Origin of the sequence: Ruegeria sp. HKCCD7559 (assembly GCF_013110575.1) — a bacterium.
GTDB lineage: Bacteria > Pseudomonadota > Alphaproteobacteria > Rhodobacterales > Rhodobacteraceae > Ruegeria.
Window position 1 is genome coordinate 1,031,940 of record NZ_WVQU01000001.1, and the last position, 20,747, is coordinate 1,052,686.

Below are 20,747 nucleotides of genomic sequence, written 5' to 3' on the forward strand. Positions count from 1 at the left end.
GATGGAAAGAAGCGGAATCAGGCGTCCGTCTCGGTGCAGGTGCCGTGATCGGTTCCCGCGTGGGGACCCTTGACCGAGAGGTCAAAGGACATGTCGTCATAATGCACGACAAAGGTCATGACATCTTCGCCCTCAATATGGACAAACGTCATGTTACCAACGCCTTTGAACACCATCGCGTCGCCAGAAACATTCGCAGTTTCGATGTAGCCTTTGTCTCCATCCGGTGCCCGATTTAGGCGCACTTCACTGCCGTCGCGGTCCGACACACAGACAAAGTGACGTTCTTCCGCAGTTGCGGCGGTCGCGCACAAGGTGGCAATGGCCACACACATCCATTTTTTCATTTTTGGGTCCTGAACAGAGTTTTTATTCAGAAGGTTCGCTTGATTTCACGGAACTTGATTTGTTTGACCGGGAAACCGTTTCCTTCACAGCGCCCGGCGTTAAACGCACAATGTGACCGGATTGCAGCCGACGCGTGGAAATCTTGGGAAGGTTGTCGAAGTTAAAGACAGCCAGATACTGAGATCAACGTGCGTTTCCTTCTAAACTCGCGACTTCAGTCGATTGCGGAAACAATAAGGAAGTTGGAGGGCGTATTAATTGCTTTGAGAAAGCCCACTAGTTCTGTTGCTCGCCTTGGCAAAAACCCTCAACGGCCATTACTATCAACCTTTCGCGCCCAACAAGCGTCTCGCTGAGGATTGCAGTTCCAAGGTCGTAGTCGGGCTTATCAGCGTGGACGATACCTTGGTAAATATCGAGCCTCGGGCTTCCGATGCCCACACCATAAGCAAATACTGACAATATTGGGTCATGCGATATCCGAATATGGGTCCAATCACTGGTAGGGTAATCAGAACCATTTTCCTGCCAAACAATCCTGTCATCGAGCGCCGATAGGATGACCGTTCGTTGATTCTCGAACTCGCAACGGACGATCACGCCATTTCTAGACTGCTTAGCTTGCGGTGCTAGGCTCTGAGCAAACGCGATGCTGCCTAACAGACATGAACAGAAAACGGCGAGTAGGCTGGTTTTCATAGGCCTCACCCCCCTAAGAAACTCTTCCGAACCTCTGGATCGGCCAGTAGTTCCTTGCCCGTTCCGCTATAGGCATTCCGCCCTTGAACCAGAACGTACCCCTTGTCGGCAATCTCCAAGGCCTGGCGGGCGTTCTGTTCCACCATCAGGATCGGCAGGCCGGTGCGGGACACTTCGATGATCCGGTCGAACAGTTCATCCATCACGATCGGCGAAACACCTGCCGTAGGCTCGTCGAGCATCAGCACCTTGGGCTGGGTCATCAGGGCGCGGCCCACGGCGACCTGTTGGCGTTGTCCGCCCGACAGCTCTCCGGCGGCCTGATTGCGCTTGTCGCGCAGGATGGGGAACAGGTCATAGACCTGCTCCATCGTCTGGCTGATGTCGTCGCGACGGATGAAGGCACCCATTTCCAGGTTTTCTTCCACCGTCATCGAAGTAAAGATGTTCTGTGTCTGCGGCACGAAGCCCATGCCCTTGACCACCCGGTCTTGCGGGCTGAGATTGGTGATATCCTCGCCATCCAGACGCACAGACCCCGAACGGACATCCAGCATCCCGAACACGGCTTTCATCGCCGTAGACTTGCCGGCACCGTTGGGGCCGACGATGACTGCGATTTCACCTTTATCCACCGCGATGGTGCAATCATGCAGGATATCCGGCCCTTTGCCGTAGCCACCCGTCATGGTGTCGCCGATCAGAAACGGGCCGCCCTCGACCCTATGCGTCGCACCACTTTTGCGATGGGCCGGTGTCATGGTGCCGACACCGTGCGGATTGGTGATCGAGGCGTCCTTGTTGCCCTTGTCATCCTGATAGGGGTTGTCGCTCACGCGCCTGCCTCCAGTTTGTCTTTGTTCTTCAGGCCGGTGCCCAGATAGGCTTCGATCACGTGCTCGTTCGCCTTGATCTCGTCCAGGGTACCCTCGGCCAGAACCTTGCCTTCAGCCATGCAAATAACCGGATCACAGATCTTGCCGATGAAATCCATGTCATGTTCGATGACGACGAAGGTATAGCCGCGCTCTTTGTTCAGGCGCAGGATGGTGTCGGCGATGGTCATCAACAGGGTGCGGTTCACACCCGCGCCGACCTCGTCCAGAAACACGATCTTGGCGTCCACCATCATCGTGCGGCCCAGCTCCAGCAGCTTTTTCTGACCACCCGAGACCTGACCCGCCTTGTGGTCAGCCAGATGTTCAATCGTCAGAAACTCCAGCACCTCATCGGCCTTGGCCTTCAGCGCGCGTTCTTCATCAGCAATGCGTTTGCGGCCAAACCACGTGTTCCACAGCGACTCACCTGATTGCGCTCCGGGCACCATCATCAGGTTTTCGCGGCAGGTCATAGACGGGAATTCATGTGCAATCTGAAACGTGCGCAACAGACCCTTGTGGAACAGCTCATGAGGGGGCAGACCGGTGATATCCTCGCCGTCCATCACCACCTTGCCGCTGGTCGGCGGCAGAACACCTGCGATCACATTGAACAGAGTGGTTTTTCCTGCCCCGTTGGGCCCGATCAGGCCGGTGATCGACCCTTTCTGGATTTCCAGCGATGCCCCGTCCACCGCATGAAATCCGCCGAAATGCTTGTGCACGTCCTCGACGACGATCATCTTTTCCCCTTGCCGCCTGTTCGGCGCTGTTGTCTCGACCCCGTTTGCCGGGTGCGGTCTTTTTTCATTGAAACAGCCCGGACACAAGGCCCGGGCTGCTTACATTCATAGCTTTTGGCGATCAATCAACGGAAGTTGACGGTCTTGTTTTCACCGTCGGTCACTTCGATCTCACGATAGGACCCCGCGCTTTCGCCGGGGCCGATCAGCTCGACACCGGACGCACCGACATAGTCGATGTCCTGACCGCTTGCCAGCAATTCCAGACCCTTGGCCAGTTCGCCGGGATAGATCTTTTCGCCCGGAGCGTTGGCGACGTCCATGATCTTGCCGCCATAGTCGGCCGGATTGGTCGATCCTGCAGCCTGCATGGCCAGCATGAACAGAGCCGCAGCGTCATAGGATTCGGGCGAATAGGGCGACGAACCGTCGAACCCTGCGGCTTCGGCCATGGCGAAGTACTTTTCGGCGCCTTCACCGCCCGAACCGGCGATCTGACCGAACGAGCCGTTCAGGTCGGGGCCGACATTGGCCGGCAGCGAGTCACCAATCATGCCGCCGGGCAGGCCAAAGGTGTCAAACGCACCGCTGTCCAGCGCCGACTGGATGATCCCCAGACCGCCCTGATCCAGATAGCCCGCAACAACCAGAATGTCGCCACCGGCCGAGGCCAGAGCACCAACTTCGGCCGAATAGTCGGCCTTGCCATCCTCATGCGCTGCAACGATGGTCACTTCACCACCTGCTGCCTCGAAAGAGGTTTGGATCGCGTCCGCCAGACCCTTGCCGTAGTCGTTGTTGGTATAGGTCAGAGCGATCGAGTTGATGCCGCGATCCTTCAGGATATCCGCCATCACCTGGCCTTCGCGCGCATCTGAAGGCGCGGTCCGGAAGAACAGGCCGTTGTCTTCCATGGTCGACAGGCCCGGCGAGGTCGCCGAGGGCGAGATCATGACCATGCCATTCGGAATCGCGACATTCTGAAGGATCGCACCGGTCACGCCCGAGCAATCGCCGCCGATGATGCCGGCAACACCGTCGGCAATCATGCGTTCGCCGTTCGAAGTGGCCAGACCGTTATCAATGCAGCCGGTGTCGGCGCGCGATGCGGTCACTTTGGATCCATCCAGCAGTTTTCCGGACTCGGTGACTTCCGCCATCGCCAATTCAGCGCCCGAACCCATTGCGGGTGCCAGCGATTCAATTGGGCCGGTGAATCCGAACAAAACACCAAGCGTAATGTCTTCGGCCAGCGCAGGTCCGGCCAGCAAAGCGGATGCTGCAGTTGCTGTAAGCAGCTTTTTCATATGGTTACTCCCTATTGTGAACGTATTCGTTCTGGCCACGAACCTAGGCAAGCTGCCCGGAAAAGAAAAGTCCTAACGCAATCGTGTTTTTATCGATCGGAAATCCATCTGTTTTGTTAGGGTTTGCCTAAGATTGTCCGGAGAAGTGTCAACATGCTCAGAGCTGCCGCGATTCTGTTCTTCACTATTTACAGTGAAAGCGCCTTGGCACAGGCGTTGTCGACCTCGGTCGGGAAAATTGAACTCACCGAAATGGCAGGTGGGCTGGATACGCCCTGGGCCGTCGGCATCTTGCCTGACGGCAGTTTTCTTGTCACCGAACGCGACGGAAACCTGTTGTATGTTCAGGGCGGAGAGGCGAATGCCATATCCGGCGTTCCCAAAGTCGCAGCTTCGGGGCAGGGCGGATTGCTGGACGTTACGATCCCGCGCGATTTCAATCAAAGCCGCGAGGTCTTTCTGACCTTTTCAAAACCGCAAAAGGGTGGCGCAGGCACGGCTGTCGCGGTGGCGCGCCTGTCCGAGAACGGCACGCGCCTGACGAATCTGCGGGTCATTTTCGAGGCTTCCCCCAGCGGATCAGGCGGGCGGCATTTCGGCTCACGCGTTGTAGAAGCCAATGACAGCACTCTTTTCGTAACCATCGGAGATCGAGGGGATGCGCCACAGGCGCAGGATCGCTCGAACGCCATGGGTTCCGTAATCCGTATCAACCGCGACGGCTCGGTGCCTTCAGACAATCCTTTCATCGGGCAGGCAGATATCCGACCTGAAATTTGGACCTATGGGCACCGCAACCCACAGGGGGCCGATTTGGATACGCGCGGCCGATTTTGGGTGTCGGAACACGGTGCGCGCGGCGGTGACGAGGTGAACCTTGTCAAACCCGGCGCCAATTACGGCTGGCCGGTTATCTCTTACGGCACACATTATTCCGGAGAGAAGATCGGCGAGGGCACCAGCAAGCCCGGTATGGAACAGCCGCGCCTGTACTGGGACCCGTCGATCGCGCCGTCAGGGTTGATGGTCTATTCCGGCGACATGTTTCCAGAATGGCGGGGCGACATTTTCGTGGGCTCGCTGAAATTCGACTATATCGCGCGGCTGTCCGAAGATCCGCTGCGCGAGGTCGAGCAGATCAAGGGCCCCGAGACCGAACGGGTCCGTGACATCGTGCAGGCCCCGGATGGGGCGATCTGGTTCATTTCAGTCGGGCAGGGCGCGGTTTACAGGATGTCTGTCAAACAGTGACATACGAAGCATGCCAGCAGACTTTTCAATTCCATTTGCGCGTTTCCATCATCGCAGTCACTCTGTCCAACAGGTTACACGGTTAAGGGGATATTAATGAGTGATTTCGACATTGAATTGTGCACAAGTATCCCGCCAGGAACCGAGCTGAATATGATTTTGGAGCAATATTATGCTCTTATCGCTCAAAGAATGCAGGGTATGGGGTTCGAATTGGATCCTTCCGCACCGCAAAGCGCACTGGAGGAATTCTGGGCGAACACGGATGACTACATGCCTCCGAACGGATGCCTGATCGTCGCAAGAAACCACGGTGGCAAAATCGTGGGGTGTGGAATGATGAAACGGTTTGATCAGTCTACCGGCGAGTTGAAACGTGTATTTGTAACCGAAGACGCTCGGGGCACCGGAGTGGGGCGCGCATTGGTTCAAGCACGAGAACAAGCCGCCAGAGCTATGGGGCTGAAGCGGTTGATCGCAGATACACTCACCCCAAATGTGGAAATGAGATCTTTGTATCCCAAGCTCGGGTTTGTGGAACTGGACACTCCGATCGAGACAACAACCTACAAAGATCAGCCCATGCTCCGACCGTACTTGCACTATTTCGTCAAAGAGCTTTGACGCTGGACCTTAGACTGACAGTCTTCCACTTTGCGCACCACGTTCGCGATAGGGCGTGGTGTTGTAATGCGCCCGGTAGCATTTTGAAAAATGGCTGGGCGAGGCGAAACCACAGGCCAGCGCCACGTTGATGACGCTCATATCGGTCTGCATCAGCAGGTTGCGGGCTTTGTGCAGGCGCAGTTCCATGTAATAGCGCTTGGGGGAACGGCTGAGATACCGGCGGAACAGACGCTCCAGCTGGCGGGTTGACATACCCACTTCCTTGGCAAGGATCGAGGGCGAGATCGGTTCTTCGATGTTCTTTTCCATCATCAGTATAACCTGGCTCAACTTCGGATGCCGCACACCGATTCGGGTCGGAGTTGACAAACGCTGCGTGTCCTGGTCGGTTCGAATCGAGGAATAGATCATCTGATCCGCCACCGCGTTGGCCAGATCCTCGCCATAGTCATCTGCAATCAGTTTGAGCATCAGGTCAATCGACGAGGTGCCGCCCGCAGTCGTCATGCGACTTCCATCGATCTGAAAGACGGCTTTGGTCAGTTTGACCTCGTCGAACTCTTCGATGAAACTGTCAGAGTTCTCCCAATGGATCGTTGCCTTCTTGTTGTCCATCAACCCGGCCTTTGCCAGAGTATAGGCCGCAGTGCAGAGGCCACCGATCCGCAATCCCCTTCGCGCTTCACGCCGCAGCCAGTTCAGCACGCGCTTGGTGGTGGCCGCCTGAACGTCCACGCCACCGCAAATCAGAACAACGTCATCTCGCTGCAACTCCACCAGATCACTGTCAAGACTGAACTCGGTCCCGGCCGAGCAGGTTACCGTTTCTCCGCCTTCTCCTATCAGCTTCCAGGTGTAAAGCTGTCTGTTCGCCATGCGGTTGGCGATGCGCAGACTGTCAAGCGCCGAAGCAAAAGACAGAAGCGAGAATTTGTCCAAAAGGACAAACACGAAATTCCGGGGTGGGGCCGCAGTGTCTTCCACCGTGACAACTTGGCGTTGCTCTTGCATGGCGAGATGTCCTTGCTTCGCTGCTGGACGTGTGATTATCCAGCCGCAGATTTGACAGCCACCATGATCAAAGCTTGTTTGCGTCGTCAAGAGGCGCAAATGGGATATGGTCACTCTTCATTGCATTTTGTATAGAGACCACCTGAAAACTTCAGCGGAGATCAAAGCTATGACCGAATGGCAAAAATCGAACTGGCGCAACAAGCCCCGGGTTCAGATGCCAGATTATACCGACGCGGCCGCGCTGGCCAAGGTCGAGGCTCAGCTTTCAAAGTATCCCCCGCTGGTCTTTGCAGGCGAGGCGCGGCGTCTCAAACAGCATCTGGGTGCCGCCGGGCGCGGCGAGGCCTTCCTTCTGCAAGGTGGGGATTGCGCTGAAAGCTTTGAACAATTCAGCGCTGATGCGATCCGTGACACCTTCAAGGTGATGCTGCAAATGGCGATGGTTTTGACTTATGGCGCCAAGGTGCCAGTGGTCAAAGTCGGTCGTATGGCCGGGCAATTTGCCAAACCACGCAGTGCCCCGACCGAAGTCGTGAATGGTGTGGAACTGCCAAGCTACCGCGGCGACATCATCAATGAATTGGCCTTCACGCCCGAAGCCCGGATTCCGAATCCCAACAAGATGTTGCAGGCCTACACGCAGGCGGCGGCGACACTGAACCTGCTGCGGGCGTTCTCAACCGGCGGCTTCGCGGATATGAGCCGCGTGCATGCCTGGACTTTGGGTTTCGCGGATGAACAGGACGTTCAGAAATATTCCGAGGTTGCCGATCGTATTCAGGACACCATCGACTTCATGGAAGCCGCTGGAATCACTGCGGAAACAACCCATGAATTCTCGACCGTCGAATTCTACACCAGCCACGAAGGGCTGTTGCTGGAATACGAAGAGGCACTGACGCGACTGGATTCCACCTCGGGCAACTGGCTGGCTGGCTCCGGTCACATGATCTGGATCGGCGACCGCACCCGTCAACCCGACGGCGCGCATGTCGAGTTCTGCCGCGGGGTACTGAACCCGATAGGTCTGAAATGCGGCCCAACCACTACGGCCGAGGACCTCAAGGTTCTGATGTCAAAGCTGAACCCGGACAACGAAGAGGGGCGGCTGACCCTGATCGCGCGCTTCGGCGCGGGCAAAGCGGGCGAGCATCTGCCGCGTCTGATCAAGGCGGTCAAGGAAGAGGGCGCCAAGGTCACCTGGGTCTGCGACCCCATGCACGGAAACACGATCAAATCGGCCACGGGCTATAAAACCCGCCCGTTTGATTCTGTTCTGCGCGAGGTGCGTGACTTTTTCGGAGTGCATCAGGCCGAGGGAACCATCCCCGGCGGTGTGCATTTCGAAATGACCGGGCTGGATGTGACCGAATGCACCGGTGGTGTACGTGCCGTGACCGAAGAAGACCTGTCAGACCGCTACCACACCGCCTGCGATCCGCGCTTGAACGCATCGCAGTCGCTGGAACTTGCGTTCCTGGTGGCGGAAGAGCTGACCAACCTGCGTCGCAACGGCTCGAAACGCGCGGTAAGCTGAGCGCATCCGAAACACTGACAACAGCGGGCCATCGGCCCGCTGTTTCTTATCACGGCAATTGGCGGGTCTCAATCGTCGCGAGACACCACCAGATGTAGATGGCCGGCAGAGCTTTTGAATTCGCGTTGTTCCTCAGCAAAACCTTCCACAGGGCGGCGCAGTGTGGGCGCGGGCACCTGAATTTCAGAAACCGGTTTGATCCGCGTATCGGTCAGTGAAAACCGGCGCGGTGTCTTGCCGATTGCGCCATCGGCGATCATGACCCCCAAAATACGGCTGACATCCCCAAGGTCACTTTTCAGCGGCAGAAGGATCATCCGGGCCTGCATCCGGGTACGTCCCAACACCCCGTCCGAGTTCAGACTCAATTCGGCAACAGCAGGGGACGCAAATACCTGTTCCAGTACATCCTTGGTCTGCGCGCGGGCATCGGGTTGAAAGAACGCGGTCAACGGCATTCCCCGAACTTCCATACCTGCAAGCGCGTTCAGATGGCTGCCTGCCAGACGAAAACGGGCCAGGCCGGGTGCGATGCGTTCCAGGATGAAAGTATATTCAAGAACATTCTCAAGACCGCGCGGGTCGATTTGAGACCGCATCGGCACGCTGTCGCCGCTCAACAATGCGGTCCAATACGCCTCGGCCTGGCGGATCGGCGATAGGCTGCGCCCACTGTCAAAGCGATCCATTGCGACGATCTTTCCAAATTCTGACCCGGAACCTATCCCGAAAAAGGTTTTCATTTTCATCACCCTACCGTCAATTGGCCGCCTTTTTCATAAAATGCAACACAATGGAAGCATCTACGGCCCGCAAACCATTGCTAAGGGTATTTTGACTCGGGTTAATTCAATTTTGGAGCAATTCTTTAACGAATGGTTAACTTGCGCCAAACAAATGCGTCTTCAGCAAACTCTTGCTCTGCACCAGTCAATGGCATTAGGTGCGCACATGCTCGAAACAGCTGGGGAACAGGAAAGGGCCATCATGATCAGATCCATGACCGGGTTTGCCTCGGGGAAGGGAACTTTTGGCCCGCACAGCTGGTCGTGGGAACTTCGCAGCGTAAACGGTAAGGGGCTGGACATGCGTCTGCGCGTGCCCGATTGGTTGACCGGTCTCGAAGTCGCGTTGCGGGCGTCCCTGTCCAAATCCCTGAGCCGGGGAAACGTGACCCTGTCGATGCGCTTGAACCGCGAGGATTCTGCCCCGGAACTGGCCTTGAACGAAACCGCGATGGCTGCGGCCCTGACGGCTCTTGAGCGAACGGAAGCGCTGGCGGCTGCGCGCGGCATCACGCTTGCGCCGTCGCGTGGGTCAGATCTTTTGGCGCTCAAGGGGATGATGGACGCAGGAACCGAGGCCGACGATCCGGCTCCGCTTGTTGCTCATCTGACGTCCGAATTCAAAGATCTTCTGGCGGCGTTCATAGATATGCGCAAAACCGAAGGGGCAGCTTTGGCCGCGGTCTTGAACACGCAACTGGATCAGGTCGCGGAGCTGACGGCGCAGGCCGCAGAGATTGCCGAGCAACGCAAAGACAAGATGACCGAGGGGCTGCGCGAGAATCTCGCGCGGGTGCTGGAGAATGCGCAGGGCGCGGATCCCGATCGTGTCGCGCAAGAGCTGGCGATGATCGCGGTCAAGGCGGATATCACCGAAGAAATCGATCGCCTGACCGCGCATGTAGGGGCCGCTCGTGAGTTGTTGGCACAGGAAGGGGCCGTGGGCCGCAAGCTGGATTTCCTGATGCAAGAGTTCAATCGCGAAGCCAACACGCTGTGTTCCAAGGCGCAAAGCTCGGACCTGACATCGGTCGGGCTGGAACTGAAAGCGGTGATCGATCAGATGCGTGAGCAAGTGCAGAATGTGGAATAAGAATGGGAACGACTGACATGGCGGACCGCCGAGGCCTACTAATCATCCTGTCTTCTCCGTCCGGAGCGGGCAAATCGACCCTGGCCAGACGGCTGATGGCCTGGGATACGGATCTGGAATTCTCGATCTCGGCGACGACCCGTGCCCCGCGCCCCGGGGAAGAGCATGGGCGCGAGTATTTCTTCCTGTCCGAGGACGAGTTCAAACAGCAGGTCGCTGATGGGCAGATGCTGGAACACGCCCATGTATTCGGAAACTTCTATGGTTCGCCTGCCGAGCCGGTCAAAAATTCGATCAATGCCGGTAAGGACGTATTGTTCGACGTCGATTGGCAGGGCGAAGTGCAGATCCGGAATTCGGATCTGGGCAAACACGCGTTATCGATTTTCATTCTGCCGCCGTCCATCCCCGAGCTGCGCCGCCGGCTGGAAACGCGCGGGCAGGACAGTGATGACGTCATCGCCCGTCGGATGCTCAAAAGCTGGGATGAAATCAGTCACTGGGGCTATTACGACTACGTCCTGATCAACGATGACCTCGAGGCAACCGAAGAAAAGCTGAAAACCATCGTCAGCGCGGAACGGATGCGCCGCATTCAGCAACCCAGGTTGCAACAGCACGTCCGCAAGTTGCAGAGAGAATTCGAGGGACTGTCATGACAATTTACGCTTTGGGCGAGCACGCTCCGCACATTCACGACGACACCTGGGTCGCGCCGGATGCCAATCTGATTGGGAAGGTTGTGCTGGAGCAGGGAGCCTCGGTCTGGTTCGGCTGCACGATTCGCGCGGATCACGAAGAAATCCGGATCGGCGAGGGCAGCAACGTTCAGGAAAACTGCGTGATGCATATCGACGCCGGTTTTCCCCTGATGATTGGTCGAAACTGCACCATCGGCCACAAGGTGATGCTGCATGGCTGCACCATAGGCGAAAACACGTTGGTCGGAATGGGCGCAATCGTCCTGAACGGGGCAAAGATCGGCCGGAACTGTCTGATCGGAGCAGGGGCCCTGATCACCGAGGGCAAGGAAATCCCCGACAATTCGCTTGTCATGGGATCGCCGGGCAAGGTCGTACGCCAGCTGGATGAGGCTGCGGCGCAAAGGATCACGTTCAGTGCGCTGCACTATCAGGAAAACATGCGCAAATTCCGCGAAACCCTGAAACCTGCGCTTTAACGCGGCGGAATGAGTGGGTTTTGACACATGACCGAAGACGTTCTTGAGGACATTGTTCTTGCGATCCCTCTGCCGGCGCTGATGGTGGATCAGACCGAACGGATCATTGCCGCGAACACGGATGCAACGTCCCTTCTGGGCCAGAACATTGTTGGACGTCATTTTGCGACCATATTGCGACAGCCACAGGTTCTGGACGCGATCGAGCAATGCCTGACAAGCAGAAGCGCAAAGAAAGCACGTCATCTGTCCAATGACGGCGCGCAGGACACAACATACGCAGTTGAATGCAGATACATGAACGGGGTCGCTTCGGAAGGGGCCGTTATGGTCACGTTTCAGGATACCACCCATCTGGAACACGCCAGCCAGATGCGGCGGGATTTCGTGGCCAATGTCAGCCATGAATTGCGCACACCGTTGACTGCCTTGATGGGGTTTATCGAAACCTTGCGCGGTCCGGCCCGGGATGACCCCGCCGCGCGTGACCGGTTCCTCAAGATCATGGCCGATGAGGCCAACCGGATGAACCGTCTGGTCGGGGATCTGTTGTCGTTGAACCGGGTCGAAAGCGAAGAACGTGTTCGACCGAGGCAACAGCTGGAACTTACCGGTCTTCTTCAATCCACGATAAACTCGCTGCGGCCCCTTGCCGAAGACGCCGGTGTGGTTTTGTCGCTGGACGTGAAAAACGGCCCGCTTTCAGCCACCGGTGACGGCGACCAGTTGCGACAGGTTTTCACCAATCTTATCGAGAACGGGATCAAGTATGGTGCCAGTGGCGGTAGTGTTACGGTACGTGTCCTGCCGGTGGACAGGGATCCGGCGATGCGCGGCCCGGCGGTCCGAATCCAGTTCATAGACAAAGGCCCCGGCATAGATGCCGTTCACCTGCCGCGCCTGACAGAGCGATTCTATCGCGCCGACAGCCACAGGTCGCGGCAGCTGGGCGGAACCGGGCTTGGCCTTGCGATCGTGAAGCATATCGTCAATCGCCATCGTGGAAGACTTCGTGTCGAAAGCGAATTGGGAAAAGGCTCTGTTTTTACGGTTATTTTGCCCCGTTGAAACAGCTTGGAATGCAAGTCTGCTTTTGATCTGACCCCGTGGGGCATTGGCGTTTCATTGGAAAAAACGCAAAAAAACCCCTGCTGTCATAAAACCGTTACGCATGTGTCACAAAAGGCTTACGCACGCGCCATAGGGGTCCCCGCAGGATCATCATGGTGGTGATCAAGCACATCTTTTCAGGGAGACTGAAATGTCCTTTGTAAAACTGTCGGCATCTGCGCTGGCTATCGCTGCCGTCTCGGCGACCACTGCTGCGGCGCGTGACAATGTTCAGATCGCCGGTTCGTCGACCGTTCTGCCTTATGCCTCGATCGTAGCCGAACTGTTCGGTGAAAACACAGACTTTCCAACTCCGGTTGTTGAATCCGGCGGTTCGTCGGCTGGTCTGAAGCGGTTCTGCGAAGGCGTTGGCGAAAACACCATCGACGTTGCAAACGCATCCCGCGCGATCCGTGAAAAAGAGATCAAAGCCTGTGCCGAAAACGGTGTGACCGACATCATGGAAGTCCGCATCGGTTATGACGGCATCGTATTCGCAAGCCAGCAGACCGGGCCTGCCTTTACCGCGTTCGAACCGTCCGACATTTTCAACGCTCTGGGTGCAAAAGTTCTGAAAGACGGCCAGATCGTTGACAACCCGTACAACACCTGGGCCGAGTTCAACCCGGAACTGCCCGATGTTGAAATCGCAGGCTTCATCCCGGGCACCAAGCACGGCACCCGCGAAGTATTCGAAGAAAAAGTTCTGCTGATCGGCTGTGAAGAAACCGGCGCCATGGAAGCCATGATCGCGGGCGGTATGAGCGAGGACGACGCTGAAGACGCCTGTCTTGCGGTTCGCACCGACGGCAAATCGGTCGATATCGACGGTGACTACACCGAAACCCTGGCGCGTATCGACACCAACCCCAACGGTATCGGCGTGTTTGGTCTGGCGTTCTACGAGAACAACACCGACAAGTTGAAGGTTGCCACCATGTCGGGTGTCGCACCGTCGACCGAAACCATCTCGACCGGCGAATATCCGGTTTCTCGCCCGCTGTTCTTCTACGTGAAGAAAGCTCATATCGGCGTGATCCCGGGCCTGAAGGAATACGCGCAGTTCTTCACCCATGACGAAATCGCCGGTCCGTCGGGCCCGCTTGCCAACTATGGCCTGGTCGCCGATCCCGAACTGGCAAAAACTCAGGACGCGATCTCCAACGAAGTCACCATGGGTTCGGGCAGCTGAGCCTGACGTCAGTTTAACGCAAATAGGGGCGACGGATCAGTCGCCCCTTCACTGTCTTTTTACTACACGCAATCGAAGGCAATGGGGGTGTTATGCCGATACTTTGGCTCTTTCTGATCGTTTCGGCGATCGCGGCTGTCGGCTATCTGTTGGGACGCAAACGCGCGCTGCAAAACGCTGGTGGTGACAGTCGGAATCTGCATTCCCTGCCATCATTTTACGGTGCAAACGTTGCGCTGAAGACGCTTGTGCCGGCCTTCGGCCTCTTGATCGTGTGGCTGTTGGCGCAGCCTTTCTTTCTCAATGCGCAGGTGTCGGGCATGATATCCGACTCCGTGATAAAGGAAGGTTCCTCTCGCAGCCTGGTGATGGCCGAAGTACGCCGCACCGCCGCCGGGCTGGACAATGCTGTTGCGCAAGGAAACCTGACCGAGAACGCCGCCAGTGATGCCGATGCGAATGTCGCCGAGATCACCCAGCTTTTGAAGGACGCGGGGCAGGTGGTGACCTCGGACATCACTCAACCGGTATTGCGCGCTGCGCAGAGCTATCGCGCCATGAGCTCGACCGGGTATGCGATCATGTCCATTGCCGTTGTCGCGGTTGCCTTGATCGGTGCCGTAGCGGGCTGGTTGCAAACCAACGCCGAATACCGTGCGCGCAACGTTGTGGAACAGGGGGTTCGTGTCCTGCTTATGGCGGCCGCGTCGGTTGCCATTCTGACAACGGTGGGCATTGTCCTGTCTCTTGTGTTCAACACCTGGGAGTTCTTCAAACTATACCCGGCGTCAGATTTCTTTTTCGGCATGACCTGGGCGCCCAGCTTTTCGGGCCGCGGCGGGTTGTCCGAACTTGGTATCTTGCCGCTGCTGTGGGGGACGCTCTACATCTCTGTCGTGGCGTTGCTGGTTGCAGTGCCGATCGGGTTGTTTGCCGCGATCTATCTCAGCGAATACGCTTCGCCCCGCTTGCGCTCTGTCGCCAAGCCGCTGCTTGAGGTGCTGGCCGGGATTCCGACCATCGTTTACGGTCTCTTCGCTTTGTTGACCGTTGGTCCGCTGCTGTTGGATGTTTTTGGTGAAAATGGCCTGGGCTGGATGAAAGCCGGCACCGCCGTCATGACTGCGGGTCTGGTGATGGGGATCATGTTGATCCCGTTTGTCTCATCGCTGTCTGACGACATTATAAACGCCGTGCCGCAGGCAATGCGCGATGGTTCCTACGGTCTTGGCGCCACGCAATCGGAAACCATCCGTCAGGTCGTTCTGCCCGCCGCGTTGCCCGGTATCGTCGGCGCGATCCTTCTGGCGGCATCGCGCGCCATCGGCGAGACCATGATCGTGGTTCTCGGGGCAGGGGCCGCGGCCCGCCTCAGCCTGAACCCGTTCGAAGCCATGACAACCGTGACAGCCAAGATCGTCAGCCAGTTAACGGGGGACGCCGACTTTGCCTCGCCCGAGGCGCTGGTCGCCTTCGCACTTGGCATGACCCTTTTCATTCTAACCTTGGGGCTCAACGTGTGTGCCCTGTATATCGTGCGTAAGTATCGGGAGCAGTACGAATGACCGACACCAGTATGCAAAGCCCCCAATCCGGTCGCCATATGATCTCGCTTACGGCTCCGGATGAACGTACGACGAAACGTGCCAAAGCCGAGAAACGGTTCCGCGCTTATGGCATCGCCGCAATCGCAACCGGTCTGTTCTTTCTGGTTGTTCTGTTCGCTTCGATCCTGTCGCAGGGGATTCCGGCCTTCCAACGCACGGTCGTCAGCATTGAATTCACACTGACCGAACCGCAGCGGGACGAGGCCGAAGGGGCCCTGTTCAAGACAAAAGTCTATTCCGACTTGTTCGTCGCCCAGTTGAACAGTGAACTTGCTGAACGCGGAATCAGCGTTGATTTTGATGAGGCCGCGATCGAGCGTCTTTTGGGTAAAGTCGGCGGAACGATCCGGACCTTCTATACCGAAAACCCTGACAAGCTGGGCCAGCCGGTTCAATTCGATCTGGCAGCATCCAGCCGGGTGGACGGATACTTCAAAGGCCGCGTATCCCGCGACACGATACAAGACAGCCGGTTTCTGCAAAAAAGCGATCTGGATCTGGTCGATGCGCTGGAACAGGCCGGCATCATCAAGCAGGCATTCAACTGGCCCTTCATCACCGGAGCGGACGCAGGCGTGGACAACCCTGGCGGCGCAGGCATCGGTGTCTCGGTTGTGGGATCATTCTTCATGATGCTGGTCGTTCTGTGTCTGTCTCTGCCGATTGGCGTTGCAGCTTCGATCTACCTCGAAGAATTTGCGCCGCAGAACAAGTTGACCGACCTGATCGAAGTGAACATTTCGAACCTGGCCGCGGTTCCGTCCATCGTCTTCGGTATTCTGGGCCTGGCCGTTTTCATTCAGTTCATGCACCTGCCGCAATCGGCACCGCTGGTCGGCGGTCTTGTTCTGACCCTGATGACGCTTCCAACGATCATCATCTCGACCCGCGCGTCTTTGAAGGCCGTGCCTCCGTCGATCCGCGATGCGGCGTTGGGGGTAGGGGCGTCGAAAATGCAGGCGGTGTTTCACCACGTGCTGCCACTGGCTGCGCCAGGCATTCTGACAGGTACCATCATCGGTCTGGCGCAAGCCTTGGGAGAAACCGCGCCCCTCCTGCTGATCGGCATGGTTGGATTTGTCGCGCGCGGTTATCCTGACGGCTTTCTGGCAGGCTTTACCGAGCCGAACTCGGCCATGCCCGCCCAGATCTATACATGGGCCGCACGCGCTGACGCGGGCTTTTACGAGAAGGCGTGGGGTGGGATCATCATACTTTTGATGTTCCTGCTGACCATGAATATCATCGCAATCATCTTGCGCCGCCGCTTTGAACGCCGCTGGTAAATGGGGGCTGGAATGAACGACATGACACGAGTGGAGAGAACCGTGGACTCCAAAGACATCAAGATCAACGCCAAGAACGTACAGGTTTTCTACGGTGAGACCCATGCCATCAAGGACGTGAGCGTTGAGATCGAAGACAAGACCGTCACGGCCTTTATCGGGCCATCTGGTTGTGGCAAGTCCACCTTCCTGCGCTGCCTGAACCGGATGAACGATACCATCGATATCTGCCGCGTCGAAGGCGACATCCTGCTGGATGGTGAAGACATCTATGATAAGCGTGTCGATCCGGTCCAGTTGCGCGCCAAGGTCGGGATGGTGTTCCAAAAACCCAACCCGTTCCCGAAATCGATCTATGACAACGTGGCCTATGGCCCGCGCATTCACGGCATGGCCCGCAACAAGGCGGAACTGGATGAAATCGTGGAAAAATCTCTGCGCCGCGGCGCGATTTGGGATGAGGTCAAGGATCGTCTGGATGCACCTGGCACCGGCCTGTCCGGCGGCCAGCAGCAACGTTTGTGCATCGCCCGGGCCGTCGCCACCGAACCCGAAGTTCTGTTGATGGACGAGCCGTGTTCGGCCCTTGATCCGATTGCGACCGCACAGGTCGAAGAGTTGATCGACGAACTGAGGTCGCGGTTTTCCGTTGTGATCGTCACCCACTCGATGCAGCAGGCGGCGCGGGTCAGTCAGAAAACGGCCTTTTTCCACTTGGGCAATCTGGTTGAATTCGGTGAAACCGGGCAGATTTTTACCAATCCGATAGATCCGCGCACGGAAAGCTACATTACCGGCCGCATCGGCTAAGCACAGGTATCTGACAATGAGCGAACAACATATTGCAACTGCTTTTGATCGCGACCTCGAGGCGATCCAAGCGCATATCATGAAGATGGGCGGGCTGGTCGAGGCCGCCATCATAGGCGCGGCCCGCTCGCTGGAAACCCGCGATGAAGAGTTGGCGCAAGAGGTGCGAAAAGGCGACAAAGCCATCGACGCGCTTGAAGAACTGATCAACGAAGAAACGGCCAGGTTGATTGCGCTGCGTGCACCCACCGCCGGTGACTTGCGGCTGATCCTGTCGGTTCTGAAGGTATCCGGCAACCTTGAGCGTATTGGCGACTATGCCAAGAATATCGCCAAACGAACCACGGTTCTGGTCAATGCCAGCGAGATCAACGGAAGCGCTGCGGCCCTGCGCCGTATGGCACGCGAGGTCGAACGGATGCTGCGTGATGCACTGGATGCCTATATCCAGCGCGATGCGGAACTGGCCACAGACGTCATCAACCGTGATGAAGAGGTTGACCAGATGTATAACGGGCTGTTCCGGGAGTTTCTGACGTTCATGGCCGAAGACCCACGCAATATCTCGGCCTGCATGCACCTGCATTTTATTGCCAAGAACATCGAACGCATGGGCGATCACGTAACCTCGATCGCCGAACAGGTCGTGTATCTGGTCACCGGCGACCGCCCGGCCGAAGCCCGGCCCAAGGCTGACAACACGTCGCAAACCGTGTAGGAGACGAGTGAGATGTCCGCAGATCAACCTACCGTTCTGGTTGTAGAGGATGAAATGGCCCAGCGTGAAGTCTTGGCCTACAACCTTGAAGCTGAAGGGTTTCGGGTTTCAAAGGCTGGCAACGGCGAAGAAGCCATGCTGTTGGTAGACGAAGACTGTCCGGACATCATTGTTCTGGACTGGATGATGCCCAATCTGAGCGGTATCGAGGTCTGCCGACGCCTGAAAAGCCGCCCGGACACGCGTTCAATCCCGATTATCATGTTGTCGGCCCGGACCGAGGAAGTCGACAAAGTTCGCGGTCTTGAAACCGGCGCGGATGATTACGTGGTCAAGCCATATTCCGTGGTCGAGCTGATGGCGCGCGTTCGCACGCAATTGCGCCGCGTCCGTCCTTCGACCGTTGGTTTGCGCCTGGAATTCGATGACATCATTCTTGACTCCGAGACGCACAAGGTTAGCCGGGACAACAAACCCCTAAAACTTGGGCCGACCGAGTTCCGGCTTCTCAGCACATTCATGGAAAAGCCGGGCAGGGTCTGGAGCCGCGAGCAATTGCTGGACCGGGTTTGGGGTCGCGACATCTATGTCGATACGCGAACCGTTGATGTGCATATCGGGCGATTGCGCAAAGCTCTGACGCAATATGGCGGGACCGACCCAGTACGAACCGTCCGCGGCGCTGGATACGCCTTGGGGTAACCACATCCTGTGCGCATGACGCCAAAATCGTTTGAATTTTGGCAGGAGCCGTATTTGTGGGTCGCGCGCACCGTGGCGGCATTAGATATCGCATAATCGGTATTATGTTAATTATTAGCTCCTTGTAACTTGGCCGCAAAGTGAACACTCTGCCCAGAACACGCAAAACTTGTTTTGGAACGCGCCATGGAGCTCAGAGATAAAACTGTCATCGTGACCGGTGCCGCAGATGGCATTGGCCGGGGCTTGGCGGAACGCTTTGCTCAGGAAGGTGCGCGCGTCATCTGTTCGGATATTGACGAGGCCGCAGCCCGTGAAGTCGCAACCCAAACTGGCGGCGTTGCCTTCACATGTGACGTTTCGGATGAGGAACAGATCGAGGCGTTGATTGATTTCACCGAAGATACCGTTGGCCCAATTGATCTGTTCTGTGCAAATGCCGGAATCCTGACGCTTGGCGGTCTGGATGTTCCCAATGATCAATGGGAAAAAATTTGGAAAATCAACGTGATGTCCCACGTGTGGACCGCGCGCCATTTGGTGCCTCGTATGATCGGTCGCGGCGGCGGATATATTCTGACGACGGCCTCTGCGGCGGGTTTGCTGAACCAACCCGGTGCGGCGCCATACGGTGTCACGAAACACGCGGCGGTCGGATTTGCCGAGTGGCTGTCGCTGACATATGGCGCCAAAGGTCTGCGGGTTTCGGTTCTTTGTCCTCAGGCGGTTCGGTCGAAAATGACTGAAGGACATGAGGTTTCAGTAGCATCGATCGACGGAGTGCTGGAACCCGAAGACGTCGCTGAAACCTGCGTACAAGCCATCCGGGAAGAACGATTTCTGGTTCTTCCGCATCCGCAGGTGTTGGATTACCTGCAACTCAAAGCGGCCGACTACGATCGCTGGCTGGGCGGAATGCGAAAGTTGAATCAACACTTTACGCCGGATACTTGACGTTTTCTCTGAACCTTCCTCATAAGACCTTCCTGAGCTACCGACGCGACCAGGGTTCCGTCTTCTGAATAGATCGATCCGCGATTAAAGCTGCGTCCCTGCCCCGTCCACGGAGAATCCATCACATACAGATGCCAGTTTTGAAATTTCACAGGTGCATGAAACCACAAAGCATGGTCCAGACTGGCGCCGTTGAACTCTCCGGAAAACCAGCTTAGCCCGTGCGGTCGCAAACCTGACGACATCAGGTTCATATCAGACGCATAGGCCAAAAGCAGGTGTTGAGTTTTTGCGTCCGCAGACGCGGCAGCCGCCATGCGAAACCAGGTTTTGTTGCGGTCATCCGACACTTCGGGGTTGAACGGATCCAGATGGTCCACCTCGCGGACTTCGATCGGGCGTTCACGCAGAAGCTCACCGCGAAAACCTTCGGGCACGCGATCCACATATGCGTGTCGAAGCTCGGATCGCGATGGGTACGTCTGCGGAGGATTCACGGTTGGCATCGGATGCTGATGATCCCAACCTTCATCCTGAACGTGAAAGGAAGCTGACATGTTCAGGATCTGCTTTCCATTTTGAATGGCGACAACGCGACGGGTTGTGAACGACCCGCCGTCACGCGCCCTATCCACCTGATAAATAACAGGTTTATCTGGATCCCCGGGGCGGATAAAATAGGCGTGCAGGGAATGGCACAACCGGTCTTCCACGGTTTTGTATGCTGCGGCAAGGGCCTGCGCGATGACCTGACCGCCGAAAATTCGGGTCGGTGTTTCTCCACCCGATCCTGTGCCGCGGAAAAGATCGACTTCAAGCCGTTCGATATCCAGAAGGTCCAATAAGATGCGTTCCGCTTCGGTCATTGTCTGCTCATGGGCTAATTGTTCGAAACCCGGGTATCAG

Annotated in this window: 22 protein-coding genes; 14 read left to right on the forward strand and 8 right to left on the reverse strand. The window is 57.0% G+C overall.

What is annotated here, in order from left to right:
- Nucleotides 1-17: 17 nt before the first annotated feature.
- The 5 genes from GS605_RS05165 to GS605_RS05185 form a co-directional block, all read right to left on the reverse strand.
- The gene (locus GS605_RS05165; RefSeq protein WP_171723267.1) at nt 18-347 is read right to left on the reverse strand and encodes a hypothetical protein; all 330 of its coding nucleotides are present in this window, start codon (nt 345-347) and stop codon (nt 18-20) included.
- 277 nt (nt 348-624) lie between these two features.
- Nucleotides 625-1,047 carry a hypothetical protein gene (locus tag GS605_RS05170; protein WP_171723268.1) on the reverse strand — a complete coding sequence of 141 codons (423 nt, stop codon included), beginning with the start codon at nt 1,045-1,047 and terminating at the stop codon, nt 625-627.
- 5 nt (nt 1,048-1,052) lie between these two features.
- Complete coding sequence (locus tag GS605_RS05175) at nt 1,053-1,883, reverse strand: ATP-binding cassette domain-containing protein (protein WP_171723269.1); 831 nt, start codon at nt 1,881-1,883, stop codon at nt 1,053-1,055.
- Nucleotides 1,880-2,668 carry an ABC transporter ATP-binding protein gene (locus tag GS605_RS05180; RefSeq protein WP_152457994.1) on the reverse strand — a complete coding sequence of 263 codons (789 nt, stop codon included), beginning with the start codon at nt 2,666-2,668 and terminating at the stop codon, nt 1,880-1,882. Before GS605_RS05180 ends, GS605_RS05175 begins: the two co-directional genes overlap by 4 nt.
- A 125-nt stretch (nt 2,669-2,793) precedes the next feature.
- Nucleotides 2,794-3,975 carry an ABC transporter substrate-binding protein gene (locus GS605_RS05185; RefSeq protein ID WP_171723270.1) on the reverse strand — a complete coding sequence of 394 codons (1,182 nt, stop codon included), beginning with the start codon at nt 3,973-3,975 and terminating at the stop codon, nt 2,794-2,796.
- Between the two features lie 153 nt (nt 3,976-4,128).
- On the opposite strand from GS605_RS05185, the gene GS605_RS05190 reads away from it, so the two are divergent.
- Both GS605_RS05190 and GS605_RS05195 read left to right on the forward strand, forming a co-directional pair.
- Nucleotides 4,129-5,226 (forward strand): PQQ-dependent sugar dehydrogenase, encoded by a 1,098-nt coding sequence (locus GS605_RS05190; RefSeq protein ID WP_171723271.1) that lies wholly within the window; start codon nt 4,129-4,131, stop codon nt 5,224-5,226.
- A 96-nt stretch (nt 5,227-5,322) separates the two neighbouring features.
- Nucleotides 5,323-5,850, forward strand: a complete 528-nt coding sequence (locus GS605_RS05195) for a GNAT family N-acetyltransferase (protein ID WP_171723272.1) — start codon at nt 5,323-5,325, stop codon at nt 5,848-5,850.
- Between the two features lie 9 nt (nt 5,851-5,859).
- On the opposite strand, the gene GS605_RS05200 is transcribed toward GS605_RS05195, so the two are convergent.
- On the reverse strand, nt 5,860-6,864 hold the full coding sequence (locus GS605_RS05200) for a GlxA family transcriptional regulator (protein ID WP_171632453.1): 1,005 nt from the start codon (nt 6,862-6,864) through the stop codon (nt 5,860-5,862).
- Nucleotides 6,865-7,033: 169 nt separating this feature from the next.
- Here GS605_RS05200 and GS605_RS05205 point away from each other — a divergent pair, with 169 nt between their 5' ends.
- Complete coding sequence (locus GS605_RS05205) at nt 7,034-8,404, forward strand: class II 3-deoxy-7-phosphoheptulonate synthase (RefSeq protein ID WP_171115908.1); 1,371 nt, start codon at nt 7,034-7,036, stop codon at nt 8,402-8,404.
- 68 nt (nt 8,405-8,472) lie between these two features.
- On the opposite strand, the gene GS605_RS05210 is transcribed toward GS605_RS05205, so the two are convergent.
- A complete protein-coding gene (locus GS605_RS05210) occupies nt 8,473-9,147 on the reverse strand; it encodes a PAS domain-containing protein (RefSeq protein WP_171723273.1) in 675 nt (224 codons plus the stop codon).
- A 244-nt stretch (nt 9,148-9,391) separates the two neighbouring features.
- Here GS605_RS05210 and GS605_RS05215 point away from each other — a divergent pair, with 244 nt between their 5' ends.
- From GS605_RS05215 to GS605_RS05265, 11 genes are all read left to right on the forward strand, one after another.
- Nucleotides 9,392-10,282 carry a YicC/YloC family endoribonuclease gene (locus GS605_RS05215; RefSeq protein ID WP_171723274.1) on the forward strand — a complete coding sequence of 297 codons (891 nt, stop codon included), beginning with the start codon at nt 9,392-9,394 and terminating at the stop codon, nt 10,280-10,282.
- A 17-nt stretch (nt 10,283-10,299) separates the two neighbouring features.
- Nucleotides 10,300-10,941 carry a guanylate kinase gene (gmk, locus tag GS605_RS05220; protein ID WP_152457986.1) on the forward strand — a complete coding sequence of 214 codons (642 nt, stop codon included), beginning with the start codon at nt 10,300-10,302 and terminating at the stop codon, nt 10,939-10,941.
- Entirely contained in the window at nt 10,938-11,462 is a 525-nt protein-coding gene (locus GS605_RS05225; protein ID WP_171723275.1) for a gamma carbonic anhydrase family protein, read from the forward strand. Before gmk ends, GS605_RS05225 begins: the two co-directional genes overlap by 4 nt.
- Before the next feature lie 27 nt (nt 11,463-11,489).
- The gene (locus GS605_RS05230; protein WP_171723276.1) at nt 11,490-12,530 is read left to right on the forward strand and encodes an ATP-binding protein; all 1,041 of its coding nucleotides are present in this window, start codon (nt 11,490-11,492) and stop codon (nt 12,528-12,530) included.
- Nucleotides 12,531-12,723: 193 nt separating this feature from the next.
- Entirely contained in the window at nt 12,724-13,764 is a 1,041-nt protein-coding gene (locus GS605_RS05235; RefSeq protein WP_171632468.1) for a substrate-binding domain-containing protein, read from the forward strand.
- Between the two features lie 92 nt (nt 13,765-13,856).
- Entirely contained in the window at nt 13,857-15,329 is a 1,473-nt protein-coding gene (gene pstC, locus GS605_RS05240; RefSeq protein WP_171632471.1) for a phosphate ABC transporter permease subunit PstC, read from the forward strand.
- The gene (pstA, locus tag GS605_RS05245; RefSeq protein WP_171723277.1) at nt 15,326-16,657 is read left to right on the forward strand and encodes a phosphate ABC transporter permease PstA; all 1,332 of its coding nucleotides are present in this window, start codon (nt 15,326-15,328) and stop codon (nt 16,655-16,657) included. The genes pstC and pstA overlap by 4 nt, the downstream gene beginning before the upstream one ends.
- Nucleotides 16,658-16,669: 12 nt before the next feature.
- Nucleotides 16,670-17,467, forward strand: coding sequence for a phosphate ABC transporter ATP-binding protein PstB (gene pstB, locus GS605_RS05250; RefSeq protein WP_152457980.1), 798 nt, complete (start codon nt 16,670-16,672; stop codon nt 17,465-17,467).
- A 16-nt stretch (nt 17,468-17,483) separates the two neighbouring features.
- Nucleotides 17,484-18,185 (forward strand): phosphate signaling complex protein PhoU, encoded by a 702-nt coding sequence (phoU, locus tag GS605_RS05255; RefSeq protein WP_171632476.1) that lies wholly within the window; start codon nt 17,484-17,486, stop codon nt 18,183-18,185.
- Nucleotides 18,186-18,197: 12 nt separating this feature from the next.
- Nucleotides 18,198-18,887 (forward strand): phosphate regulon transcriptional regulator PhoB, encoded by a 690-nt coding sequence (gene phoB, locus GS605_RS05260; RefSeq protein WP_152457978.1) that lies wholly within the window; start codon nt 18,198-18,200, stop codon nt 18,885-18,887.
- A gap of 186 nt (nt 18,888-19,073) precedes the next feature.
- Nucleotides 19,074-19,841, forward strand: coding sequence for an SDR family oxidoreductase (locus GS605_RS05265; protein WP_171723278.1), 768 nt, complete (start codon nt 19,074-19,076; stop codon nt 19,839-19,841).
- On the opposite strand, the gene GS605_RS05270 is transcribed toward GS605_RS05265, so the two are convergent.
- On the reverse strand, nt 19,817-20,707 hold the full coding sequence (locus tag GS605_RS05270; protein ID WP_171632482.1) for an acyl-CoA thioesterase II: 891 nt from the start codon (nt 20,705-20,707) through the stop codon (nt 19,817-19,819). The two genes, GS605_RS05265 and GS605_RS05270, sit on opposite strands and share 25 nt — an antisense overlap.
- Between the last annotated feature and the right edge of the window lie 40 nt (nt 20,708-20,747).